Origin of the sequence: Kitasatospora sp. NA04385 (genome assembly GCF_013364235.1) — a bacterium.
Classification (GTDB): domain Bacteria; phylum Actinomycetota; class Actinomycetes; order Streptomycetales; family Streptomycetaceae; genus Kitasatospora.
The window spans coordinates 3,651,855-3,671,183 of the sequence record NZ_CP054919.1; the positions used below are offsets into that span (position 1 = coordinate 3,651,855).

A 19,329-nucleotide genomic window follows, 5' to 3' on the forward strand; every position below is an offset into this window, starting at 1 on the left:
GGTGTCCACGGCTCCGCGGGTCAGAGCCAGCCGGCCTCGCGGGCGATCCGGACGGCGTCCGTGCGGTTGCGGGCGTTCAGCTTGCCGACGACCGCGGTCAGGACGTTGCGCACCGTGCCGGTGGACAGGTGCAGGCGTCCGGCGATCTCGGGCGGTTCGGCGCCGCCGGCCAGTTCGCGCAGGACGTCGTTCTCCCGGGGGGTGAGCGGGTTGTCCGCCAGGTCCCAGGCGGCGACGGCCAGGGACGGGTCCAGCACCCGTTCCCCGGCGGCCACCCGGCGGACGGCCGCGATCAGTTCGGCGGGCGGCGCGGTCTTCAGCAGGAAGCCGTCGACCTTGGCGTCCAGGGCGCGGCGCAGCAGGCCGGGGCGGCCGAGCGAGGTGAGCATCAGCGTCCGGCAGGCGGGCAGCGCCTCCTTCAGCGCGGCGGCCGCTTGCAGGCCGTCCGTCCGGCCCGGCATCTCGATGTCCAGGACCGCCACGTCGGGGCGGAAGACCAGCGCCCGGGGCAGCACGTCGTCCGCCGAGCCCGCCTCCGCGACGACGTCCAGGTCGGGTTCCAGCCCGAGGAGGGCCACCAAGGCGCCGCGCACCACGTGCTGGTCCTCGGCCAGCAGGAGTCTGATCATGGGCCGACCCTACCCGTGACGATGTCACGGGTGGCGCGTGTTCCCGTCCCTGGGAGGGGAGTTCGCGGGCCGACAGGCTGGAGGCATGAGCGAAGCGATCACTTTGGACGCGGTGAGCAAGGTCCACGGCAGGGGGCGGGGCGCGGTCGCCGCGCTGCGGGAGGTGACGGTGCGGCTGCCGAGGGGCGGCTTCACCGCGGTGATGGGGCCGTCCGGTTCGGGCAAGAGCACCTTCCTGCACTGCGCGGCGGGCCTGGACCGCCCGTCCGCCGGGACCGTCCGGCTCGGCGGCACCGACCTGTCCCGGCTGGGCGAGCGGGAGCTGACCGAACTGCGGCGCGAGCGGGTGGGGTTCGTGTTCCAGTCGTTCAACCTGGTCTCCGCGCTGACGGTCGAGCAGAACGTCACGCTGCCGCTGCGGCTGGCCGGGCGGCGGGCCGACGCCGGGCGGACGGCGGAGCTGCTACGCCGGGTCGGCCTGGAGGACCGCGCCGGGCACCGGCCGGGGCAGCTGTCCGGCGGCCAGCAGCAGCGGGTGGCGATCGCGCGGGCGCTGGTCTCGGACCCCGAGGTGGTGTTCGCCGACGAACCCACCGGCGCGCTGGACACCATGACGGCCCGTGAGGTGCTCACCCTGCTGCGGCAGACCGTCGACGAGCTCGGCCAGACCCTCGTCATGGTCACCCACGACCCGGTCGCCGCGTCCTACGCCGACGAGGTGCTGTTCCTGGCCGACGGCCGGGTCGCCGACACCGTGACCGGGCCGACCGCCACCGAGGTCGCCGACCGCATGATCCGGCTGGGAGCGTGGAACCGGTGATGCTGGGACTCGCCCTCGCCACCCTCCGGCACCGCAGGGCCGGGTTCGCCGGTGCCTTCGTCGCCCTGTTCTGCGCCGCCGCCCTGGTCTGCGGCTGCGGGACGCTGCTGGTCACCGGCCTGGTCGGCACCGTCCGGCCGGAGCGCTACGCGGCCGCGCCGGTCGTCGTCTCCGGCGACCAGGAGGTGCACGCCCTGGTGGACAAGGGGAAGGGGAGGACCAAGGAGAAGTCCAAGCCGATCGCGGACCGCGCCTGGGTGCCCGCCGCCCTCGCGGAGCGCGTCGCGGCCCTGCCGTCGGTGCGGGCCGTCGCCACCGAGGTGACCTTCCCGGCGCTGCTGCCCGGCGGGCCGGACCGCGGCTCGTGGGGCCACGGCTGGGAGTCCGCGCCACTGGCCGCTCTCGCCCTGGCCGCCGGCCGCGCGCCCGCCGCCGACGACGAGGTGGTCCTCGACGCGGCCACCGCGGCCCGGGCGCACCTGTCGCCCGGCTCCGCCACGACCGTCCGGACGCCCTCGGGGACGCTGGACGTGCGGGTGGTCGGGGTCACCGCGCAGGGCTTCGACAGCCAGGCCGCGATCTTCTTCGCCACCGGCCGGGCCCGGGCGCTGGCCGGTCACGACGGCCTGGTCAGCGCGGTCGGCGTCTTCCCGACCGCGCCGTCGGCCGCCGCCGACGTCCGGGCGCTGCTGGCCGACACCCCCGGTGCGGTGGTGCGCACCGGCGACGGCCGCGGCGGGGCGGAGTTCCCGGACGCCGCCGGGGCCGGGGTGCGCCTGGTCAGCACGGGCGCCGTGCTGGCCGGCACCTCGCTGCTGGTGGCCCTGCTGATCGTGGTGGGCACCTTCGGCCTGTCGATCCAGCAGCGGCAGCGGGAGATCGCGGTGCTGCGGGCGGTCGCCGCGACCGGGCGGCAGGTGCGGAGGATGATCGGCGGCGAGGCGCTGCTGCTCGGCCTGTCCGCCGGGGCCCTGGGCGCCATGGCCGGTCTGCCGCTGGGCGGTTGGCTGCACGGCCGGTTCGTCGCCCTGGGCGTCGCCCCGGCCAACCTGCCCGTGGTGCTCTCGCCCTTCCCGGCGCTGGCCGCCGCGGCCGCCACGTTGCTGGCCGGCTGGGCGGCGGCCCGGGTCTCGGCCCGGCGGGCGACCGCGATCAAGCCGGTCGAGGCGCTCGGCGAGGCGGAGTCGAGGCCGTCGCGCCCGGCGGCGGTCCGGATCGTCTCCGGGGTGCTGGTCGCCGCGGGCGCGGTCGTGCTGACCGTCCTGCTGACCGCCCTGCACTCCGACCAGGCCTCGACGCCGGTCTGCTTCCTCGCCGTCCTGCTGTGGTGCACCGCGCTCTCCCTGCTGGGCCCGCTGGTGGCGAGGGCCGGGACGGCCGTGCTGGGCCTGCCGCTGCGGGCGTCCCGGATCGGCGGCTGGCTCGCCGTCCAGCACCTGCGGGCCGGGGCGCACCGGCTGGCGTCGGTGGTGGTGCCGCTGACCCTGCTGATCGCGATGGCCTGCACCGTCCTGTTCACCCAGACCACCACCGGGCACGCGGCCGCCGCCCAGCGCGAGCGCGGCAGCACCGCCGACTTCGTGGTCGGGCCGCACGCCCCGGCCTCCGCCGCGGCGGCGCTCGCCGCGGTGCCGGGCGTCCGGACGGTGACCCGGGTCCTGCACAGCGAGGTCCGGGACGGGCTCACCAGGCGCAGCGTGCAGGCCGTCACCCCCGAGCGGCTGGCCGACACCCTGGACCTCGGCGTCACCGCCGGCGACCTCGGCCGGCTGGCGGACGGCACGGCGGCGGCCGCGGACGGGCTGGGCTACCGGCTCGGCCAGCGCATCCGGCTGACCCTCGCCGACGGCACCCCGGCGGAGGTGACGGTGGTCGCGCTCTACGGCCGGGGCCTCGGCTTCGGCGACCTCACCCTCGCGCACCAGCTGGTCGCCGCCCACGTCGACGTGCCGCTGGACGACGAACTACTGGTCCGCGGCGACGGCCTGACCCGGCAGCAGCTCGCCGACGCCCTGCGGGGCGAGCCCGGGCTCGGGGTGCTCGACCGGGCCTCCGCCGCCGCCTCCACCACCGCCTCGGCGGACCGGACCGGTGCGCGGATCGGCTACGTCACCCTCGGGCTGATCATCACCTTCGTCGCCATCGCCGTCCTGAACACCCTGGCCATGGGGATCTCCGCCCGCCGCCACGAGTTCACCGCGCTGGCCCTGGCCGGCGCCACCCGCCGCCAGATCCGGCGGATGCTCGGCTGGGAGACCGCGCTCGCCGTCGCCCTCGCCACCGCGCTCGGCCTGGCCGTCGCCCTCCCGGTGCTCAGCACCTACGCCGAGGGCATCACCCGCGGCACCGCCGGGGCCGCCGTCCCCGCCGCCCGGCTCGCCCCGGTCCTGCTCGGCGCGGCCGCCCTCGCCGCCCTCGGCACCTGGCTCCCCGCCCGCACCGCCCTGCGCAGGCTGCACCACCGGGCCTGAACCCCGCCCCCGTCCCCCGCACAGCACGAAGGCTCCCCCTCACGCGGAGGGGGAGCCTTCGTACGGGTGCGCCGTGCCGATCGGACGTGCCGGTCGGGCGTGCCCGATCAGACGTGCCCGGTCAGGCGTGTCGGTGGTGGTGGTGCCGACCGCCACCGGCGACCACCCGGTAGAGGACGAGCAGGATGACCGAGCCGACGATGGCGGCGACCCAGGTCGAGAGGTCGAAGAAACCGTCGATCGAGTCGACGCCGAAGATGACCTTGCCGAGCCAGCCGCCGAGCAGGCCGCCCGCGATGCCGATCAGCATCGTGATGATGATGCCGCCGGGGTCCTTGCCCGGCAGCAGCGCCTTGGCGATGGCGCCCGCGATCAGACCGATCAGTATCCAGGCGAGGATGCTCATGTCGTTCTCCTTCTCCTACGCGCGCTCTCGCTGACGGGATCCGTCTTCGCCGTACCGCGGATTTCAAACCGCCCCCGCCGGAACCGGTTCGGTCCGGGGGTGGTGGGGCGGATGCGTCCGGACGGCCGTCACCTGATCGCGGGGGTGCCCGTTGTAGGGGTGTGAACTTCTTCGCCGAGCCCCGGGGACCGATGGACGTGCCGCTTGCCCGAGCGGGGTGGCGGATCCGGACGACGCTGCTACACCGGTCGGACGTCGGGCAGTGGGACGCCCGGGTGTCGGCGGGGCAGTTGGCGGGGCTCGGGGAGGGGGCGGACGCGGCGGGGCGGCTGGAGGCCCGGCGGGAGTTCCTGGCGGGGTCGGCGCAGAACCGGGAGCTGGAGCGGGTGCTGCGGGAGCGGCCGGAGGCGTTCGGCGTGGTGGGGCGGGTGGTGCTGGGGGCCGACGAGGTGCGGTGGGTGCCGGAGGGGGCGCGCAGCAGCGGGACGCTCGACCTGCTGGGGCCGGAGTGCGTCGACGGCTACCAGCGGATCTCCCTGATCACCCGGCTGGCCGCCGAACTGCCCCCGGACCACCTGGACCTGGCCGTGCTGGACGTCCGGGTGCTGACCGGGGCGGCCCGCGACCTGGCGCGCGCCGAGCACGACCGGGCGCACCTGTACGACAACCCGGTGCAGCCGCAGGACCTGCTGGTCCGGGAGCCGGTGATGCGGCGGCTGGTCGAGGAGTTCGGCCGGGACCGGCGGTACTTCGGCTTCCGGCGCGGGGAGCGGCGCGGCCCGCACCGGGAGGGGTACCACGTCTGCGAGGCGACGACGGCGCTGGCGCTGTTCGCGCCGGGCACCCGGCCGGACCTCGCCCACCGCGCGCTGACGGACGCGGGTCGGCAGGAGATCTGGCGGGACCCGTCCGGCCCGGCCTTCCGGACGCTGTTCGACGAGCGCACCCGGGCCACCGGCATCCACATCGCCATCACGTTCCACCGCGCGGTCGTGGAGGTACTGGGGGAACTGCTCCGGGAGTCCCCGGCCCGGCACCGGCACCTGCTGGAGGACGCGCCCGACCTGCTGGTCTGGGCGGTGGCCCGGCAACTGCCGGTCGACCGGCTGCACTGCGGGCCGTGGGACCCGGCGGCCCCGGCGTGGGACCGGTTCCTGGACGAGGTGCCCGGGCTGACCCGGCGGACCGCCGAGCGCTTCGTGCGCGCGTACGAGGAGCTACGGCCGCACGGCGTGCACCGGAAGGCCGAGGTGCGGGAACTGGCGTACTGGCACCGGCTGGTCGAGCGGGCGGGGTTCGGCGGCTAGGGCCGGCCCGGCCCTGACGCGACGGGTGTCGGTACGGCGGGTGTCGGCGCGGCGGGTGTCGGCGCGGCGGGTGTCGGCGCGGCGGCCGGACCGCACGGGTGTTGCGGACATGCCCAGTGCGCGCCTAGCGTGAAAGGCCGTTGATCCAACCTGCACGGGGGAGGCGCGACCTGATGTTCCGTCAAGTCAGAAGGACCGCCGGGGCGCTGTTCGCGGCCGGGCTGCTGGTCACCGGCGCGCTGGCCGGGGCCCCGGCGGCGGGGGCGGCCGCGGCGGCACCGACGGTGCTGGACGCGTCCGCGTACACGCTCAGCGCGGACTACCACCAGTTCGACGCGCTCGACTCGGCCCTGGTCTCGACGCTGGGGACGTCACCGGTGCACACGGTGATGGCGAACGCGAACCACGACCGGCAGGGGCTGACCTCGGGCTTCTCGGTCGCCGGGCTGTCCACCGGCTTCCGGTTCGACGACGGGGACGACGGCGACTGCTACAGCTACCCCCAGGGCATCACCACCAGCCGGGACGCGGTGGGCACCGCGAACAGCGGCAACTACGACGGGCACCAGCTGGTGCTGGTGAGCTGGTACACCAAGGACTCCTGCACCAAGGAAGGCGTCCACGAGCGCAGCCGAATCACCCTGGTCGACTGGGACGCCACCTACCCCAACAAGTACCGGAAGATCCTGCTGGTCGAGCCGACCGGCACCGCGGCGGCGCCGAGCTTCAAGGACATCCCGATCCACGCCGGCGGGGTCTCCTGGTACGGCGACTACCTGTACGTCGCCGAGACCGGGAACGGCATGCGGGTCTTCGACCTGCGCAAGATCCTGAACACCGACACCGGCGGCACCGCCGACCAGATCGGCCGCCAGTCCGGGTCGGTCTACTACGCGCACAACTACGCGTACGTGCTCCCGCAGGTCGGCACCGTCACGGCGCACACGCCCACCGGCACCAAGCCGCTGGTGTGGTCGTCGATCTCGCTGGACCGGGTCAGCAAGTCGATCGTGATGACGGAGTACACCTGCCCGGAGCTGTCGACGGACTGCCCCGACTACCCGACCCGGGCGCCGCGGGCGGTCCGCTTCCCGTTCGCGCCCGGGGCGACCACGTTCGCCGCGACGACGACCGCGAGCCAGGCGCTCCAACTGCCCTGGTACAAGCTCAACGGGGTGGCCTCGCACAACGGCCGCTGGTGGTTCAACTCCTCGGGCCAGAAGAAGCTCTACTACTGGACGCCGAGCGCGGGCCCGTCCACCTTCGCCTGGGTGGGCGGCGGCGAGAGCATCTCCTACTGGGAGGACAGCACCAAGGCCGACCTGCTGTGGTCGCTGCAGGAGACCCCGGGCGGGCGCAACGTCTTCGCGGTCACCCAGGCCACCTACGGCGGCGGGTGAGCCGCGCCCTCTCCCGACTGCGCGACTGCGCGACTGCGCGACTGCGCGACGAGGTCCCGGCCCGGGTGGGCCGGGACCTCGTCCCGTCCGGGCCGGGGCGCGGCGGCCGTCCGTCGGCCCCCGCACCGCGGGCTACCACCCTCCCCCGCCCGTGCGCGAGACTCGGGATCACCCCCCGCACCGAACCGGCCCGGATCGCCTTCCGATCCGGGCGGGCGCCGGGGGGCCGGACACAGGAGGCGGCATGGCGACGGACAGCAGGTCCACCGGGCGGGCGGAGGCCCCCGCGCGGGGGGCGACGGGCGGGCGACGGCGGGCGGGTCGGCGGGTGGCGGTCCTGGTGGGCGTCCTGGTGCTGCTGTGCCTGCCGCCGTGGTGGACGCTGCTCGCGGCCGGCACCGACTGGCCGCTGCCGGTGGTGGCGGCGGGCACGGCCGTGCTGCTGGCCTGGGCGGTCGGCTTCCCGTTCCTGATGGTCCGGGGCCACCGCCCGCGTTCGCGCGACGACCGGGCGGCCCGGATCGCGGACACCAGCCTCGGCGTGGTGTGGGTGCTGTGGACCTGCTCGGTGCTGGGCGCCCTGGCCGACCTGCTGCTGGCCGCGGCCGGCGTCGGCGGCGCCGGCCGGGCCCGGCTGGTCGCGGCGGCGGTCGTGCTGCTGGCGGCCGGGGTGCTCGCCCGGGGCCACCACGAGGCGATGCGGGTGCCCCGGGTACGGCGGCTGGACGTCCGGCTGCCGCGGCTGGGCGCCGGGTTGGACGGCACCCGGGTGGTGCTGCTGGCCGACACCCACTACGGGCCGATCGACCGGGCGGCCTGGTCGGCGGGGGTCACCGAGGCGGTCAACGCGCTGGACGCGGACGTGGTGGTGCACGCGGGCGACATCGCGGACGGCACGCCCGTCCAGCGCCGCGCGCAGGCCGCCCCGCTCGGCGCGGTCCGGGCCCGGCTGGCCCGGGTGTACGTGACGGGCAACCACGAGTACGGCAGCGAGGCCCAGGGCTGGCTGGACCGGATGGCCGAGCTGGGCTGGGAGGCGCTGCACAACCGGCACCTGGTGGTGGAGCGCGGCGGCGACGCCCTGGTGCTGGCCGGGGTGGACGACGTGACCGCGGAGTCCTCCGGCCTGCCCGGGCACCGGGCCGACCTGGCCGGGGCGCTGGCCGGGGCGGACCCGGACCTGCCGGTGCTGCTGGTCGCCCACCAGCCCAAGTACGTCCCGCACGCGGCGGCCGCCGGGATCGACCTGCAACTGTCCGGGCACACCCACGGCAGCCAGATCTGGCCGTTCCGGTACCTGGTCCGGCTCGACCAGCCGGTGGTGCGCGGCCTGAGCCGGCACGGCGAGCGGACCTGGCTCTACACCAGCGGGGGCACCGGCTTCTGGGGGCCGCCGTTCCGGGTGTTCGCGCCCAGCGAGATCACCCTGCTGACGCTGCGCGCGGGCGAGGGCGGGTAGGGCGGGGCGGGGCGGACAGCGCGGGTAGGGCCTGGCTCCGGGGTGCTTCCGGCCGGGGCTCAGCCCGCCGGTGGCCGGGAGGGCGTCCAGGGAGGCGTCCAGGAGGGCGTCCAGGCTCCGGCGGGGGCCGGGGCGGCCGCGGCCGCCAGGTGGGCGTGCAGGGCCGACAGGGCGGGGTGCGGGTCGTCCCGGTGGTGGAGCAGCGCGTGCGGGTAGACCAGGACGGGGTCGACCACCGGAATCCGGCGCAGGCCGTGGCCGGTGGGCCAGACCAGCCGGGTGTCCTCGCCCGTGAAGGTGGCCAGCGCGGGGGTGTCGGCGATGGTGTCGAGCAGCGCGTCGGAGCCGAAGTTGGGGCCGGTCGACTCGATGGTCAGGCCGAACTCGCCCGCCAGCGCCGCGTAGTAGGCGGCCCACTCGCTGCCGGGCAGCAGGCCGGGCATCCAGATCCGGTGCCCGGCGAGTTCGGCCAGCGGCACCGCGCGGGCGGCGGCGAGGGCGTGCCCGGGGCCGGTGAGCAGGTGCAGCGGCTCGTCGACGACCCGGGTGGCGGTGAGGTCCTCGGGCAGCGGCCGACCGGGCGCGGCGACCGCCCGGAAGGAGGCATCGATGCTGCCGGAGCGGATCGCGGCGACGGCGCTGTCGATGTCGAGCAGCATGACGATGTCCAACTCGACGCCCGGGTGGGCCCGGTGGAAGTCCCGCATCAGCCGGGAGGCCGCACCGCGCGAGTTGATCACGTCGACCCGCAGCGGCCGGGCCCCGGGCCGGACGGAGGCGACGGCCCGGTCGGCGGCCCGCAGCAGCGCGCGGGCGTGCGGCAGGAACGCCTGCCCGTCGACGGTCGGCTCGGCCCCGCGCGGGGTGCGGGCGAACAGCCGGACGCCGAGGTCCCGCTCCAGCCCGGCGATCCGCTTGGAGACGGCCTGCTGGGTGACCGCCAGGTCGGCGGCGGCCAACTGGAACTGGCCGGCCTCCGCGACGGCGACGTAGGTGCGCACGGCTTCGAGGTCCATGACGGGCCAGCCTAGCGAACAACGGACGGTTGTCGATCCAGCGCATCATCCGCCTTCCCACGTCCATGAGCAGCCCGGTGATCAACCACTGGTTGTGCGAGGGGCAGCCGGCCAGGTGGCCGGACGGCGACGGACCGAGGCGGCGTGAACCTGGCGTTCCGGCGGTGAGGGGGCGGGATTCAGGCGGCGTACACGCCGTTTCCACGTGGGGTCGCCAGAGTTCCGGCCCGTGCCCACTACACACTCGCGTGTCGGCGTCGCCTCCGTGTGCGCCGCGTCCCTCACCTTCTCCGGCCTGCTGGTCACCGGGTTGTTCGCCGCGCAGCCCGCGGCGGCTGCCGACCCGGCCGGCTACCAGAACGTGCGCATCAACGAGGTCACCTCCTCCGGCAACGACACGGTGGAGCTCTACAACGCCGGTTCGGCGGCGGTGAGCATCAGCGGCTGGAAGATGGCCGACGACGGCTTCTCGCCGCAGAGCTTCAGCCCGTCCGCGAGCAGCATCCCGGCCGGTGGCTTCGTCACCTTCAACTCGCCGAAGGGGCTGGGCGATTCGGACAAGGTGGTGATCTACACCGCCGGCGGCACGGTGGTCGACCGGGTCGACTGGGCGACCGACCGGGCCAAGCCCGCGATGGCCCGCTGCGGCGGCGACGGCACCGGCGCGTGGGTGACCACCACCACCGCCACCACCTTCGGCTCGGCCAACGCGGCCGGCTGCCCGGCCGCACCGCCCGCCGCGAGCAAGGTGGTGGTCAACGAGGTCAGCTCGGACGGCTCGGACACCGTCGAGCTGTACAACGGCGGCACCGGCGCGGTCAGCATCGGCTCCTGGAAGTACGTGGACAACGACACCGCGCACACCGCGGCCTCGATCTCGTCCTCCTCGCCGAGCGCGACCAGCATCCCGGCGGGCGGCTACGTCACCTTCAACTCCACCATCGGCCTGGGCGGCAACGACTCGCTGTTCCTGCTCGACGGCAGCGGCAACACCGTCGACTCGGCCACCTGGGCCGCCGCGGGCGCCTCGCCCTCCGACGAGCGCTGCGCCACCGGCTTCCGGACCTCCGCGAACGCCACCTTCGGCGCCGTGAACTCCTGCTCCGGCAGCGGCGGCGGTACGGGCGGCACCACCGGCCGGCTGCTCGGCGGCGGCGGCTCGCTCACCAGCGGCTGCACCCCCGAGGCGCCCGGCGGCACCGGCTCCGCGCCGCCCGGCACCCAGTCCTGGCCCGGCGGCCTCGACGTCACCATCGCCGACGACGTCTGCGCGTTCACCACCTCCACCGGCCCCGAGGGCCGGGACGTCAGCGGGCTGGCCTTCGACCCGGCCAACCCGTCCGTGCTGTGGGCCGCCAAGAACAAGAACTGGCTGTACAAGCTGGTCAAGAGCAACGGCAAGTGGGTCCCGGACGCGACCTGGAGCGCCACCGGCAAGCAGATCCGCTTCGCGGGCGGCACCGGCCAGCCCGACTCCGAGGGCCTGACCGTCGGCGGCAACGGCCACCTCTACGTGACCTCCGAGCGCGACAACGGCAACAACACCGTGCCGAAGGACACCGTCCTGGAGTTCGACCCGGCCGCCACCGGCAGCACCCTCACCCCGCTGCACCAGTGGGACATGACCACGCAGTTCCCGCAGCTCGACACCGGCAGCAAGGACGACGCCAACCTCGGCTTCGAGGGCGTCGGCTACGTCCCCGACAGCTGGCTGACCGCGAGCGGCTGGACCGACCCGCTGACCGGCGCCGCCTACAACCCGGCGAACTACCCGCTGCACGGCTCCGGCCTGTTCTTCGCCGGCCTGGAGTACGACGGCACCCTGCACGTCTACGGCCTCAACTCGGACGGCAGCTTCACCACCTTCGGCACCGTCTCCACCGGCAAGCCCGGCGTGATGGACGTGACCTACGACGCCGGCACCCAGCGGATCGTCGCCACCTGCGACAACACCTGCGGCGAGACCCACACCTTCCTGAAGGTCAACGCCTCCGGCGCGATCGTGCCGGACGTGACCTACACCAACCCGGCCGTGCTGCCGGTCGACAACCTGGAGGGCTTCGCCCTCGCGCCGACCTCCACCTGCGCGGGCGGCTTCCGCGAGGCGGTCTGGAGCGACGACGGCATCTACGGCTTCGGCTCCGGCACCTCCTCGTACGGGCACGCCCTCTACAGCGGCACCTTCCCCTGCTGATCCCGTGAGGAACCGGGGCTCCGACCGCACCCGCGGTCGGAGCCCCCGCCGTCTCAACGCCGGGCCGCGTAGTACACGTTGAGGATGTCGCCCTCGACCCGGCGGACGTCCACCGTGCCGAAGCCCGCGTCGGCGAGCATCCGGCGGGCGGTCTGCTCGCCCCAGACGGTGCCCAGGCCCTCGCCGCCCTCGCCGAGCGAGACGCTCATGCAGTAGAAGACCGAGAAGGTGTAGAGCGCGGGGCAGAGCGGGTGGCCGATGTTCTCCTCCAGGCGGCTGGAGGCGGCGATGTCGCCCATCAGGAAGACGCCCCCGGGGCGCAGCGCCCCGGCGATCGCCGCCAGGGTGCGGGCGGGGCGGGCCAGGTCGTGGATCACGTCGAAGGCCGTCACCAGGTCGTGGGAGCCGGTCAGTTCGGCGCTGTCGCCGACCTCGAACCGGGCGTTCGGCAGGCCGCGCCCGGCGGCCTCGGCGCGGGCGGCGGCGACGCCCTCCTCGGAGCGGTCCAGCCCCTGGAAGCGGCTGGCGGGGAACGCCTCGGCGAGCACGTTGACCGCGTGGCCCTGCCCGCAGCCGACGTCGAGGACGTCGATGCCCTCCCGCAGCCGCTCCGGCAGGCCGGGAACCAGCGGCACGATCCCGTGCACCAGGGCGAGGTCGTACACCTCGCCGGACTCCTCGGCCTGGAGCGCCTGGAAGCGCGGGTAGGCCGCGTACGGCACCCCGGCGCCCGTCCGGAACGCCTCCACCACCCGCTGCTCGACCTCGGCCAGCATGCCGAGGTCCTGGGCGATCCGGGCCAGGTTGTCCGGGCCGGCCGCCCGGGTGAGCGAGGCCGCGTGCTCCGGCGGCAGCCGGTACGACTCCCGCGCGGGGTCGTAGTCGACGACCCCGCCCGTCACCATCGCGCCCAGCCACTCCCGGACGTACCGCTCGTTCAGCCCGGCGGCCCGGGCGACCTCCCCGGCGGTGGCCGGCTCCAGGCCCGCCATGACGTCGAACAGGCCACTCTCGTGGCCGACCCCGGCCATCAGGCCCAGGCAGGCGTCGTTCAGGACCTGGAGCATCCGGCCCGCGAACGCCTCCTGCTTCGCCCGGTCCGGTTCCACGGCGACAGCCATGACTCCTCCTTCCGCCACCGCGGCGGCGGCCGGGAGGAGCGGGTCCGCACCGCGACGGGGGCGCGCCGCCACGCGGACGCGTCACCACGGAGGCCGCGCCACGGGCCCGCGGCCGCGACCGGCGGCCCGGTGGGCTGGGCAGCACCCCTTCTCCCGTCACGCTAGTCCTCCCGCCGCCGACCGCCCTGTTGAACGGGCCACCTCCGCCCCCGTATCCCCGGAACGCTGCGGAACCCGCCCCGGGCGGCGCAGGATGGACGGCATGCAGATGGACCGGACGGGGCTCGCCGACTTCCTCCGCCGCTCCCGCGAGCGGCTGCGCCCGCAGGACGCCGGACTCCCGGCCGGGCCGCGGCGCCGCACCCCCGGCCTGCGCCGGGAGGAACTCGCCCAGCTGGCGGGCGTCTCGGCCGACTACGTGATGCGGCTCGAACAGGGCCGCAGCTCCCAGCCGTCCCCGCAGCTGCTCGCCGCGCTCGCCCGGGCCCTGCGGCTGACCGGGGACGAACGCGACCACCTCCACCTGCTCGCGGGCCACCGCCCGCCCGAGGGCCCGACCGCCGGCCGGCACGTCCGTCCCGCCCTGCGCTACCTGCTCGACCGGCTCGGCGACACGCCCGCCCAGCTGCTCACCGACCTCGGCGACCTGCTGGCCCAGAACGCCCTGGCCGAGGCGCTGTTCGGGTGCGTGTGCACGGTCGCCGAGCCGGACCGCAACATCGTCTGGCGCTGGTTCACCGAACCCGCCGTCCGCGAGGCCTACCCCGCCGAGGAGCGCGAACCGCTCGGCCGCCTGCACGTCGCCGAGCTGCGGGCCGCCGCCACCCGCCGCGGCTTCGACCCGCCCACCCGCGCCCTGCTCGACCGACTGACCACCGCCAGCCCCGAGTTCACCGACCTCTGGCAGCACCACGAGGTCGCCGTCCGGCGCACCAGCCGCCTCCGGGTCGTCCACCCGGCGGTCGGCCCGATCGAGTTCGACTACGAGCTGCTCCAGACCCAGGCCGCCGACCAGCGCCTGCGCCTGTTCACGCCCCCGCCCGACGTGACCGACCCCGGCCCGCTGGAACTGCTGCGCGAGATCGGCCCGGAGACCGCGCACCGCACCCACCGCTAGCCTCCGCGGCGGCCGCCCACCACCCGGAGGTCACGCTCCGCCGGTGCCGAACTCCCCCGCCCGCACCCCGGCCACGAACACCGACCAGGCCCCGGCCCCGAAGACCAGCACCGCCCCCGCGGGGTCCTTCGAATCCCGGACGGGAACCACCCCGGGGAAGCCGTCGGCGACCTCCACGCAGTTGCCCTGGCAACCGCTGAAGCTGCTCTTCCGCCACACGGCGCGGCTCAGGTCCGTCTTGTCCCGGTCGGTGCGCATCACTTGAGTTCCTTTGCCATCTGGGCGGCCGGCCGAAGCGAGGCCGGCAGCGTCGTGCCCCCGTCCGAAGGGAGACACTGCCCTCCGCCACCGCCGCGCACACCCGCAAAGCCCTTTCAAACATGCGAACTTCATGATCGCCATCCGCATACGCGGTGAATCAAACCTCGCCGAACCAGCCTGACTTGAGGGCGGTGACGAAGGTGTCGAAGTCAGCCGTGGTGAACACCAGCGCGGGGCCTTGGGGGTCCTTGGAGTCACGGACTGGCACGACGCCGTGCATCTGAACAAGGTTCAACGCCATCTCGACGCACTGCCCGCCGGAACCGCTGTAGCTCGACTTGCTCCAACACGCGACGCTCAGGTCAGGAGGAAGGGTCATCGTTCCAGTTCCTTTCGTACGGCACGGACTGTCGCCATCGAATCGGCTACGGACGGCGCGTCAGCCTGCATGCGAGCGTAGTCCCTGGACCACTCCTGAACAGTGGAGATGTCTCGTTCGAGGTGTCCTTGCTTCATATCCTCCACATAGCCGACCTGTGTGTGGTTGGGGAGGGTGAGCAGGGTCAGGCAATGGTGGAACGGACGGCGAGTGCCGAGACTGAAGGGCACCACCTGGATGATCATATTCGGCAGTTCGGCCAATTCTTCGATGCGTCGTAGCTGCGGAATCATCACTGCAGGGCCACCTACCTGCCAGCGAAGTGCGCTCTCGTCCATCGCAACGTGGATCATGGGCGCTGGTCGACGGGTGATCGCCGCCTGTCGGGCGAGGCGAAAGGAGAGTCGCTCGGCGGCCTGTTCGGTTGAAATGTTGCCACGCGAGACTCCACCGGCAAGTTCGATCCGTGCGTACTCCGGAGTCTGGAGCAGCCCCGGCATGATGCCGATCTCGAAGAGTCGTAGCTCAGTGGCCTTCGCCTCGCATTCGGTGAACTCCGGAAAGCCCTCGAACAACGCGGTGTGCCGAATGTTCCAATACAGGAGCGACAGCGTCCCTCCGGTCTCCAACACCTCATCCGCCCTGGTCACAGCGTCGATGTGGGGAACCCTGCTCGCACGCTCGAAGCAACCGACGTAGGTGCCCGTGACGCCCAGCAGATCCCCGAGCTGGGCCTGCGTGAGCCCCTTCGCTTCGCGCGACCGCCGGAGCTGGACGCCGAACGCGTGCGCGGGAGAGATCGTGGGGTCAAGATCCTTCTTGTTCACGGCAGTTGCCCCCAACTGAAATACGCAGACTGTCCGGTTCAGATGGTGGCGGACCGTCAGCGATCTCGCAACTATGGATACACGGACGGTCACCCACCGTTCGCATCCCCCGACGTGCTCGCACGAGGCTCCGCCCTGCCCGCACGCACCGGATTCGGAGGCACCGCACAGATGACGACCGCACCATGGGGCACCACCCGCATGGCGCCGTACGCACCGAGCACCCCCGTCCCGCAGTTCATCCCCGTGATCGGCCCCGAGACGCAGATCGCCGTACTCGTGAACGAGCACGGCCGCACGGTCGGGGAGGAAGCCCGGGAGTTCTGCGCCCGCCAGTCCGACGGGGCGGTCTACAAGCCGCTGTGGGACAGCAGGTACCGGGATGCCGGAGGATCCGCGCGGCAGGTGTGGGTAGGGAGGTGGACCAGACCGAGATCACCGACGCCGTGTCCATCTGCCCGCACCTCTTCCGGGCCAGGGTGCCGAAGGCGTTCGACTTCGCCGTGACCGCCGGAGGCTCCTGGTACTTCCTCGCATGCAACCCGAACGGGCAGTGGGCGTGGCAGCTGGCGGGGACGACCGCCGCCATCGCCCAGGCCCTTGCCGACCGACTGACGAAAGGCCCTGAGCCGTGAGCACCTCCGCCGAACTCCGCGCCGCCCTGGTGGACGGTCTCACCGGGGACGACGCGATCACCGACCCCGCCTGGGAGCGCGCCGCCCGGGCCGTCCCCCGGGAACTGTTCGTCGGGTCGTACTTCCTCCCGGTCCCGGGCAGCAACCCGACCGAGTACCGCGTCGCCCACGAGGGCGAACCCGGATGGCTGGCGGGCGTCTACGAGAACCGGACGCTGATCACCCAACTCGACGGACGGACCAGGCCCGAGGACGTACCCGGCGGCACGGTGACCGGCACGCCCTCCGCCTCGTCCACCCTGCCTTCGCTGGTGCTGCGGATGTGGCACCAGCTCGGTGTCGAGCCCGGACACCGCGTCCTGGAGGTCGGCACTGGCACCGGCTACTCGACCGCCCTCGGCGCGCACCGGCTCGGGGACGGCAACGTCACCAGCGTCGAGTACGACCCGCTGGTCGGGGCGGCCGCCGCTGCCGGCGTCAAGGCCGCCGGGTACGCGCCCCGGCTCCTCGTCGGTGACGGGCTGCTCGGGGACCCGGACGGCGGGCGGTACGACCGGCTGATCGCCACCTGCGCGGTGCGGCACGTCCCGTACCCGTGGCTGCACCAGGTCAGGCCGGGCGGGAAGGTCCTGGCCACCCTCTCCGGCTGGTCCCACGGCTACGGCCTCGCGCTGCTCACCGTGACCGGGCCGGGCGAAGCACGCGGACGGTTCCTGCCCGGCGGCACCAGCTTCATGACCGCCCGCCCGCACGACCGTCCGCCCCGCCGGAGCATCGTCCTGCTGCCCGGCGACGAACGGCCGGCCCGCATCGACCCCGCCACCATCGATACCTGGAGCGGCAGTTGGGTGGCCCAGCTCGCCGCCCCCTCCGCCGAACGGATGGGAGCCGGCGGGCGGCAGATCCTCTCGGACGTGGCCACCGGATCGCAGGCCAGGACCGCCCCCGGCCCCGAGGGCGGGTGGACCGTCACCCAACGCGGACCGCTCCGGCTCTGGGACCAGGTCGAGGACGCGATCGACGCCTGGCAGTCGGCCGGCGCACCGCACCAGCAGGGCTTCGGCATCACGGTGTCGGCCACCGGTCAGCGCGTCTGGATCGGCACCGAGGACGGCCCGGGCTGGCACGTACCGATCTGACCCGCGCACCCAGCACGCACCAGCACGGAGCACCAACCATGACGACACACCAGATCCCCCCGGAAAAGCCGTACCGGGGCGCCAAGTTGACGATCCGCATCTACCGGGTGCGACCCGACGGGGCCCGAGATCCGGTCTCCGCCTGCTTCTCGGACGAAGAAGAGGTTCTGCCGCTGGTCTCGGCCCTGAGCTGGCCGGCCTGCGCCTGTCCGCGCTGCACCGCCGCCGCATCCGTCGGCGCATCCGTCGGCGCAGCCTGAACACGTTCCAGCACGGCATCGAGAAGGGGAGAGCAAGTGCTTTACACCGGACAGCCGTTGGAGGAGACCGATGTCCTCCAGCGGTTCCTGCGCGGCAGGTTCACCGAGGCCGAGCGGGCCGCCGATCTGCTGGAACGGGCCTTCCGGGCAGCGAGGTTGGACCCGCCGTCCGGCCTGTCGCCCGTCTACCGGGACGACGTGCTGCCGGAGTTCGGCGCCGTCGCACTGGGCTGCGTCGGGCTGCCGTGGGTGCAGCGGCTGGCCGAGTCGCTGGTCGAACTCGCCCACCTGCGCGGCGAGCTGCCCGTCCCGCCTCTGCCCTCCGCGCTGGGGGCCGCCTCGTGAACGACGTGTTGCGGCAGCGCGCCTGGGAGATCGCCGACCAGCTCACCAGAGCCGGTGGCGGCAGGGAGGCCCGGCTGACCACGACCCCGGACGGCTACCGGATCGAACTCGACATCCTCCGCCCCGACGGCACCGACGACCACCTGGCCGTGCTGAAGGCCCTCGCCCTCGGCGACCGTTGGGGCCACACCTACTCCCCGCCCTCCCGCAACAACGGCACTGCACGGGAGGTCGTCTGGAGCGAGGTGCACCCCGAGCCGTCCGAGTCGAAGGACGGTTGAACTCTTCCGAACCGGCGGAGGCCCGCGCCCCGTCCGGGTGGACGGAGGAGCGGGCCTCGCGGGTGACGCCCCCCGTGGGGTGGCGGGGCGTCAGGGTGTGGGGGTCAGTGGTCGGCCTTGCCGCCGCGCACCACGCAGGAGGCGCTGTTCTCCCAGCCCCAGCCGTCCCCGTCCGGGTCGGAGGAGGCGGAGGCGCAGTACGGGTAGCCGTTCGGCGCCTTGGTCGCGGTCGGGGACGAGGTGGGGTTGTCGTAGATGGTGGCGCGCTTGGCGGTGGCGGCGATGCCGTTGGCGCCGTTGAAGAAGCGGTTGCCCCAGGTGGTCAGCGAGTTCTTGTCGAAGTTGTTGACCAGGTCGAGGTACTCGACGCCGCCGCCGTTGCCGCTCCAGGACCAGCCGAGGTAGCCGATGCCCTGGGCTTGGGCGGTGGCCATGATGGCGTCCTCGTCCGGGTCGCCGTCGCTGTGCTGGGCGCCGAACTCGCCGACCACGATGGGGAGTCCGGCCGAGGTGTAGGCGTTCAGGTAGTCCTGGACCTTGGCGGCGGTGTTGTAGACGCCGTACATGTGGATCGAGAAGATCGTGTTGCGGTCGGCGTCGGACGCGAACACCGAGGCCGCGTTGTCGCGCATGGTGCCGGACCAGTCCTGGCCCCAGTTCGGGCCGTCGACCATCAGCGCGTTGTGGATCCCGGCGGCGCGGACCTTCGCGATCGCGCTCTTGGTGGCGGCGGTCCAGCCGGTGTAACCCGTGTTGCCCCAGGGCTCGTTGGCGATGTTGACGACGACGTGGTTCTCCTGGCCGATCAGCGCGCTCTTGTTGTCGACCCAGAACTGCGCGGCCCCGTCGAGCGTGCCGGCCGCGGCGTCCTCGCCGTAGCCGGTGGCGTCGTGCACCTCCAGCACGCAGATCACCTTGGCGGCCTTGCACTGGGCGATCAGCGCGGAGATTTGGGCGGTGCTGGTGCGCGTCCAGCGCTGGCCGTCGCCGAGGACGACGCGGACGGTGTTGGCGCCCTTGGCCGCGATGTCGGCGATCGCGGTGGCCTGGCTCGGGTACCAGGCGTACGCGTGGTTGACGCCGCGCACGACGAACCGGTTGCCGTTGGACTCGTAGATCCGGCCGTTGCTGACGTGGATGCCGGAGGTGACGGCCTCGGCGCTGCCGGGGGTGAACCCGAAGACGGAGAACAGCAGGCCGAAGACGGCGGCGACTGCCGCGCCGACAGCCGTGAGCGCCCTGCGGCTCGGCGGCTTTTCCAT

At 73.9% G+C, this 19,329-nt stretch carries 21 protein-coding genes; 13 read left to right on the forward strand and 8 right to left on the reverse strand.

Translation table 11 applies throughout. The features are described from left to right. Positions 1 to 20: 20 nt before the first annotated feature. Complete coding sequence (locus HUT16_RS16155; protein ID WP_176188869.1) at positions 21 to 629, reverse strand: DNA-binding response regulator; 609 nt, start codon at positions 627 to 629, stop codon at positions 21 to 23. Between the two features lie 85 nt (positions 630 to 714). Here HUT16_RS16155 and HUT16_RS16160 point away from each other — a divergent pair, with 85 nt between their 5' ends. Next, on the forward strand, positions 715 to 1,449 hold the full coding sequence (locus tag HUT16_RS16160; RefSeq protein WP_176188870.1) for an ABC transporter ATP-binding protein: 735 nt from the start codon (positions 715 to 717) through the stop codon (positions 1,447 to 1,449). Continuing rightward, a complete protein-coding gene (locus HUT16_RS16165; RefSeq protein WP_176188871.1) occupies positions 1,449 to 3,920 on the forward strand; it encodes an ABC transporter permease in 2,472 nt (823 codons plus the stop codon). Before HUT16_RS16160 ends, HUT16_RS16165 begins: the two co-directional genes overlap by 1 nt. Positions 3,921 to 4,041: 121 nt before the next feature. Here the strand turns inward: HUT16_RS16165 and HUT16_RS16170 are convergent, their stop codons facing one another. Further along, complete coding sequence (locus HUT16_RS16170) at positions 4,042 to 4,326, reverse strand: GlsB/YeaQ/YmgE family stress response membrane protein (RefSeq protein WP_176188872.1); 285 nt, start codon at positions 4,324 to 4,326, stop codon at positions 4,042 to 4,044. 197 nt (positions 4,327 to 4,523) lie between these two features. Here HUT16_RS16170 and HUT16_RS16175 point away from each other — a divergent pair, with 197 nt between their 5' ends. From HUT16_RS16175 to HUT16_RS16185, 3 genes are all read left to right on the forward strand, one after another. Then, positions 4,524 to 5,633 (forward strand): hypothetical protein, encoded by a 1,110-nt coding sequence (locus HUT16_RS16175; RefSeq protein WP_217712070.1) that lies wholly within the window; start codon positions 4,524 to 4,526, stop codon positions 5,631 to 5,633. A gap of 173 nt (positions 5,634 to 5,806) precedes the next feature. Continuing rightward, positions 5,807 to 7,033 (forward strand): hypothetical protein, encoded by a 1,227-nt coding sequence (locus HUT16_RS16180; protein ID WP_176188874.1) that lies wholly within the window; start codon positions 5,807 to 5,809, stop codon positions 7,031 to 7,033. Between the two features lie 244 nt (positions 7,034 to 7,277). Continuing rightward, positions 7,278 to 8,492, forward strand: a complete 1,215-nt coding sequence (locus tag HUT16_RS16185) for a metallophosphoesterase (RefSeq protein ID WP_176188875.1) — start codon at positions 7,278 to 7,280, stop codon at positions 8,490 to 8,492. Between the two features lie 59 nt (positions 8,493 to 8,551). Here HUT16_RS16185 and HUT16_RS16190 read toward each other — a convergent pair whose 3' ends face one another. Then, positions 8,552 to 9,508, reverse strand: coding sequence for a LysR family transcriptional regulator (locus HUT16_RS16190; RefSeq protein WP_176188876.1), 957 nt, complete (start codon positions 9,506 to 9,508; stop codon positions 8,552 to 8,554). 229 nt (positions 9,509 to 9,737) lie between these two features. Here HUT16_RS16190 and HUT16_RS16195 point away from each other — a divergent pair, with 229 nt between their 5' ends. After that, positions 9,738 to 11,702 carry a lamin tail domain-containing protein gene (locus HUT16_RS16195; protein ID WP_254897833.1) on the forward strand — a complete coding sequence of 655 codons (1,965 nt, stop codon included), beginning with the start codon at positions 9,738 to 9,740 and terminating at the stop codon, positions 11,700 to 11,702. A 53-nt stretch (positions 11,703 to 11,755) separates the two neighbouring features. Here the strand turns inward: HUT16_RS16195 and HUT16_RS16200 are convergent, their stop codons facing one another. Then, positions 11,756 to 12,823, reverse strand: coding sequence for a methyltransferase domain-containing protein (locus HUT16_RS16200; RefSeq protein ID WP_176188877.1), 1,068 nt, complete (start codon positions 12,821 to 12,823; stop codon positions 11,756 to 11,758). 262 nt (positions 12,824 to 13,085) lie between these two features. Between HUT16_RS16200 and HUT16_RS16205 the strand changes: the two genes are divergently transcribed. Beyond that, complete coding sequence (locus HUT16_RS16205) at positions 13,086 to 13,940, forward strand: helix-turn-helix transcriptional regulator (RefSeq protein WP_176188878.1); 855 nt, start codon at positions 13,086 to 13,088, stop codon at positions 13,938 to 13,940. Between the two features lie 30 nt (positions 13,941 to 13,970). On the opposite strand, the gene HUT16_RS16210 is transcribed toward HUT16_RS16205, so the two are convergent. The 3 genes from HUT16_RS16210 to HUT16_RS16220 form a co-directional block, all read right to left on the reverse strand. After that, the gene (locus HUT16_RS16210; protein WP_176188879.1) at positions 13,971 to 14,198 is read right to left on the reverse strand and encodes a DUF397 domain-containing protein; all 228 of its coding nucleotides are present in this window, start codon (positions 14,196 to 14,198) and stop codon (positions 13,971 to 13,973) included. A gap of 160 nt (positions 14,199 to 14,358) precedes the next feature. After that, on the reverse strand, positions 14,359 to 14,580 hold the full coding sequence (locus HUT16_RS16215) for a DUF397 domain-containing protein (RefSeq protein WP_176188880.1): 222 nt from the start codon (positions 14,578 to 14,580) through the stop codon (positions 14,359 to 14,361). After that, positions 14,577 to 15,407, reverse strand: a complete 831-nt coding sequence (locus HUT16_RS16220) for a helix-turn-helix transcriptional regulator (RefSeq protein ID WP_176188881.1) — start codon at positions 15,405 to 15,407, stop codon at positions 14,577 to 14,579. Before HUT16_RS16220 ends, HUT16_RS16215 begins: the two co-directional genes overlap by 4 nt. Positions 15,408 to 15,578: 171 nt before the next feature. Here HUT16_RS16220 and tgmA point away from each other — a divergent pair, with 171 nt between their 5' ends. From tgmA to HUT16_RS16250, 6 genes are read left to right on the forward strand one after another with little or no spacing between them, the layout of a single operon-like run. Beyond that, entirely contained in the window at positions 15,579 to 15,914 is a 336-nt protein-coding gene (gene tgmA / locus HUT16_RS39760; RefSeq protein ID WP_368662685.1) for a putative ATP-grasp-modified RiPP, read from the forward strand. Further along, positions 15,827 to 16,042 (forward strand): hypothetical protein, encoded by a 216-nt coding sequence (locus HUT16_RS16230; protein WP_217712212.1) that lies wholly within the window; start codon positions 15,827 to 15,829, stop codon positions 16,040 to 16,042. Before tgmA ends, HUT16_RS16230 begins: the two co-directional genes overlap by 88 nt. Then, a complete protein-coding gene (gene tgmC, locus HUT16_RS16235) occupies positions 16,039 to 17,181 on the forward strand; it encodes an ATP-grasp peptide maturase system methyltransferase (RefSeq protein ID WP_176188882.1) in 1,143 nt (380 codons plus the stop codon). Before HUT16_RS16230 ends, tgmC begins: the two co-directional genes overlap by 4 nt. Positions 17,182 to 17,219: 38 nt before the next feature. Continuing rightward, positions 17,220 to 17,441 carry a hypothetical protein gene (locus HUT16_RS16240; protein ID WP_176188883.1) on the forward strand — a complete coding sequence of 74 codons (222 nt, stop codon included), beginning with the start codon at positions 17,220 to 17,222 and terminating at the stop codon, positions 17,439 to 17,441. A gap of 36 nt (positions 17,442 to 17,477) precedes the next feature. Then, positions 17,478 to 17,786, forward strand: coding sequence for a hypothetical protein (locus HUT16_RS16245; RefSeq protein WP_176188884.1), 309 nt, complete (start codon positions 17,478 to 17,480; stop codon positions 17,784 to 17,786). Further along, complete coding sequence (locus HUT16_RS16250) at positions 17,783 to 18,067, forward strand: hypothetical protein (protein WP_176188885.1); 285 nt, start codon at positions 17,783 to 17,785, stop codon at positions 18,065 to 18,067. The genes HUT16_RS16245 and HUT16_RS16250 overlap by 4 nt, the downstream gene beginning before the upstream one ends. Before the next feature lie 104 nt (positions 18,068 to 18,171). On the opposite strand, the gene HUT16_RS16255 is transcribed toward HUT16_RS16250, so the two are convergent. After that, positions 18,172 to 19,329 (reverse strand): cellulase family glycosylhydrolase, encoded by a 1,158-nt coding sequence (locus tag HUT16_RS16255; RefSeq protein ID WP_176188886.1) that lies wholly within the window; start codon positions 19,327 to 19,329, stop codon positions 18,172 to 18,174.

What these genes read in the sequence shown, in the direction of transcription:
- HUT16_RS16155 (WP_176188869.1), bottom strand. Translation starts at nt 629, where the DNA reads ATGATCAGACTCCTGCTGGCCGAGGACCAGCACGTGGTGCGCGGCGCC.
- HUT16_RS16160 (WP_176188870.1), top strand. Translation starts at nt 715, where the DNA reads ATGAGCGAAGCGATCACTTTGGACGCGGTGAGCAAGGTCCACGGCAGG.
- HUT16_RS16165 (WP_176188871.1), top strand. Translation starts at nt 1,449, where the DNA reads ATGCTGGGACTCGCCCTCGCCACCCTCCGGCACCGCAGGGCCGGGTTC.
- HUT16_RS16170 (WP_176188872.1), bottom strand. Translation starts at nt 4,326, where the DNA reads ATGAGCATCCTCGCCTGGATACTGATCGGTCTGATCGCGGGCGCCATC.
- HUT16_RS16180 (WP_176188874.1), top strand. Translation starts at nt 5,807, where the DNA reads ATGTTCCGTCAAGTCAGAAGGACCGCCGGGGCGCTGTTCGCGGCCGGG.
- HUT16_RS16185 (WP_176188875.1), top strand. Translation starts at nt 7,278, where the DNA reads ATGGCGACGGACAGCAGGTCCACCGGGCGGGCGGAGGCCCCCGCGCGG.
- HUT16_RS16190 (WP_176188876.1), bottom strand. Translation starts at nt 9,508, where the DNA reads ATGGACCTCGAAGCCGTGCGCACCTACGTCGCCGTCGCGGAGGCCGGC.
- HUT16_RS16200 (WP_176188877.1), bottom strand. Translation starts at nt 12,823, where the DNA reads ATGGCTGTCGCCGTGGAACCGGACCGGGCGAAGCAGGAGGCGTTCGCG.
- HUT16_RS16205 (WP_176188878.1), top strand. Translation starts at nt 13,086, where the DNA reads ATGCAGATGGACCGGACGGGGCTCGCCGACTTCCTCCGCCGCTCCCGC.
- HUT16_RS16210 (WP_176188879.1), bottom strand. Translation starts at nt 14,198, where the DNA reads ATGCGCACCGACCGGGACAAGACGGACCTGAGCCGCGCCGTGTGGCGG.
- HUT16_RS16215 (WP_176188880.1), bottom strand. Translation starts at nt 14,580, where the DNA reads ATGACCCTTCCTCCTGACCTGAGCGTCGCGTGTTGGAGCAAGTCGAGC.
- tgmA (WP_368662685.1), top strand. Translation starts at nt 15,579, where the DNA reads ATGACGACCGCACCATGGGGCACCACCCGCATGGCGCCGTACGCACCG.
- HUT16_RS16240 (WP_176188883.1), top strand. Translation starts at nt 17,220, where the DNA reads ATGACGACACACCAGATCCCCCCGGAAAAGCCGTACCGGGGCGCCAAG.
- HUT16_RS16255 (WP_176188886.1), bottom strand. Translation starts at nt 19,329, where the DNA reads ATGGAAAAGCCGCCGAGCCGCAGGGCGCTCACGGCTGTCGGCGCGGCA.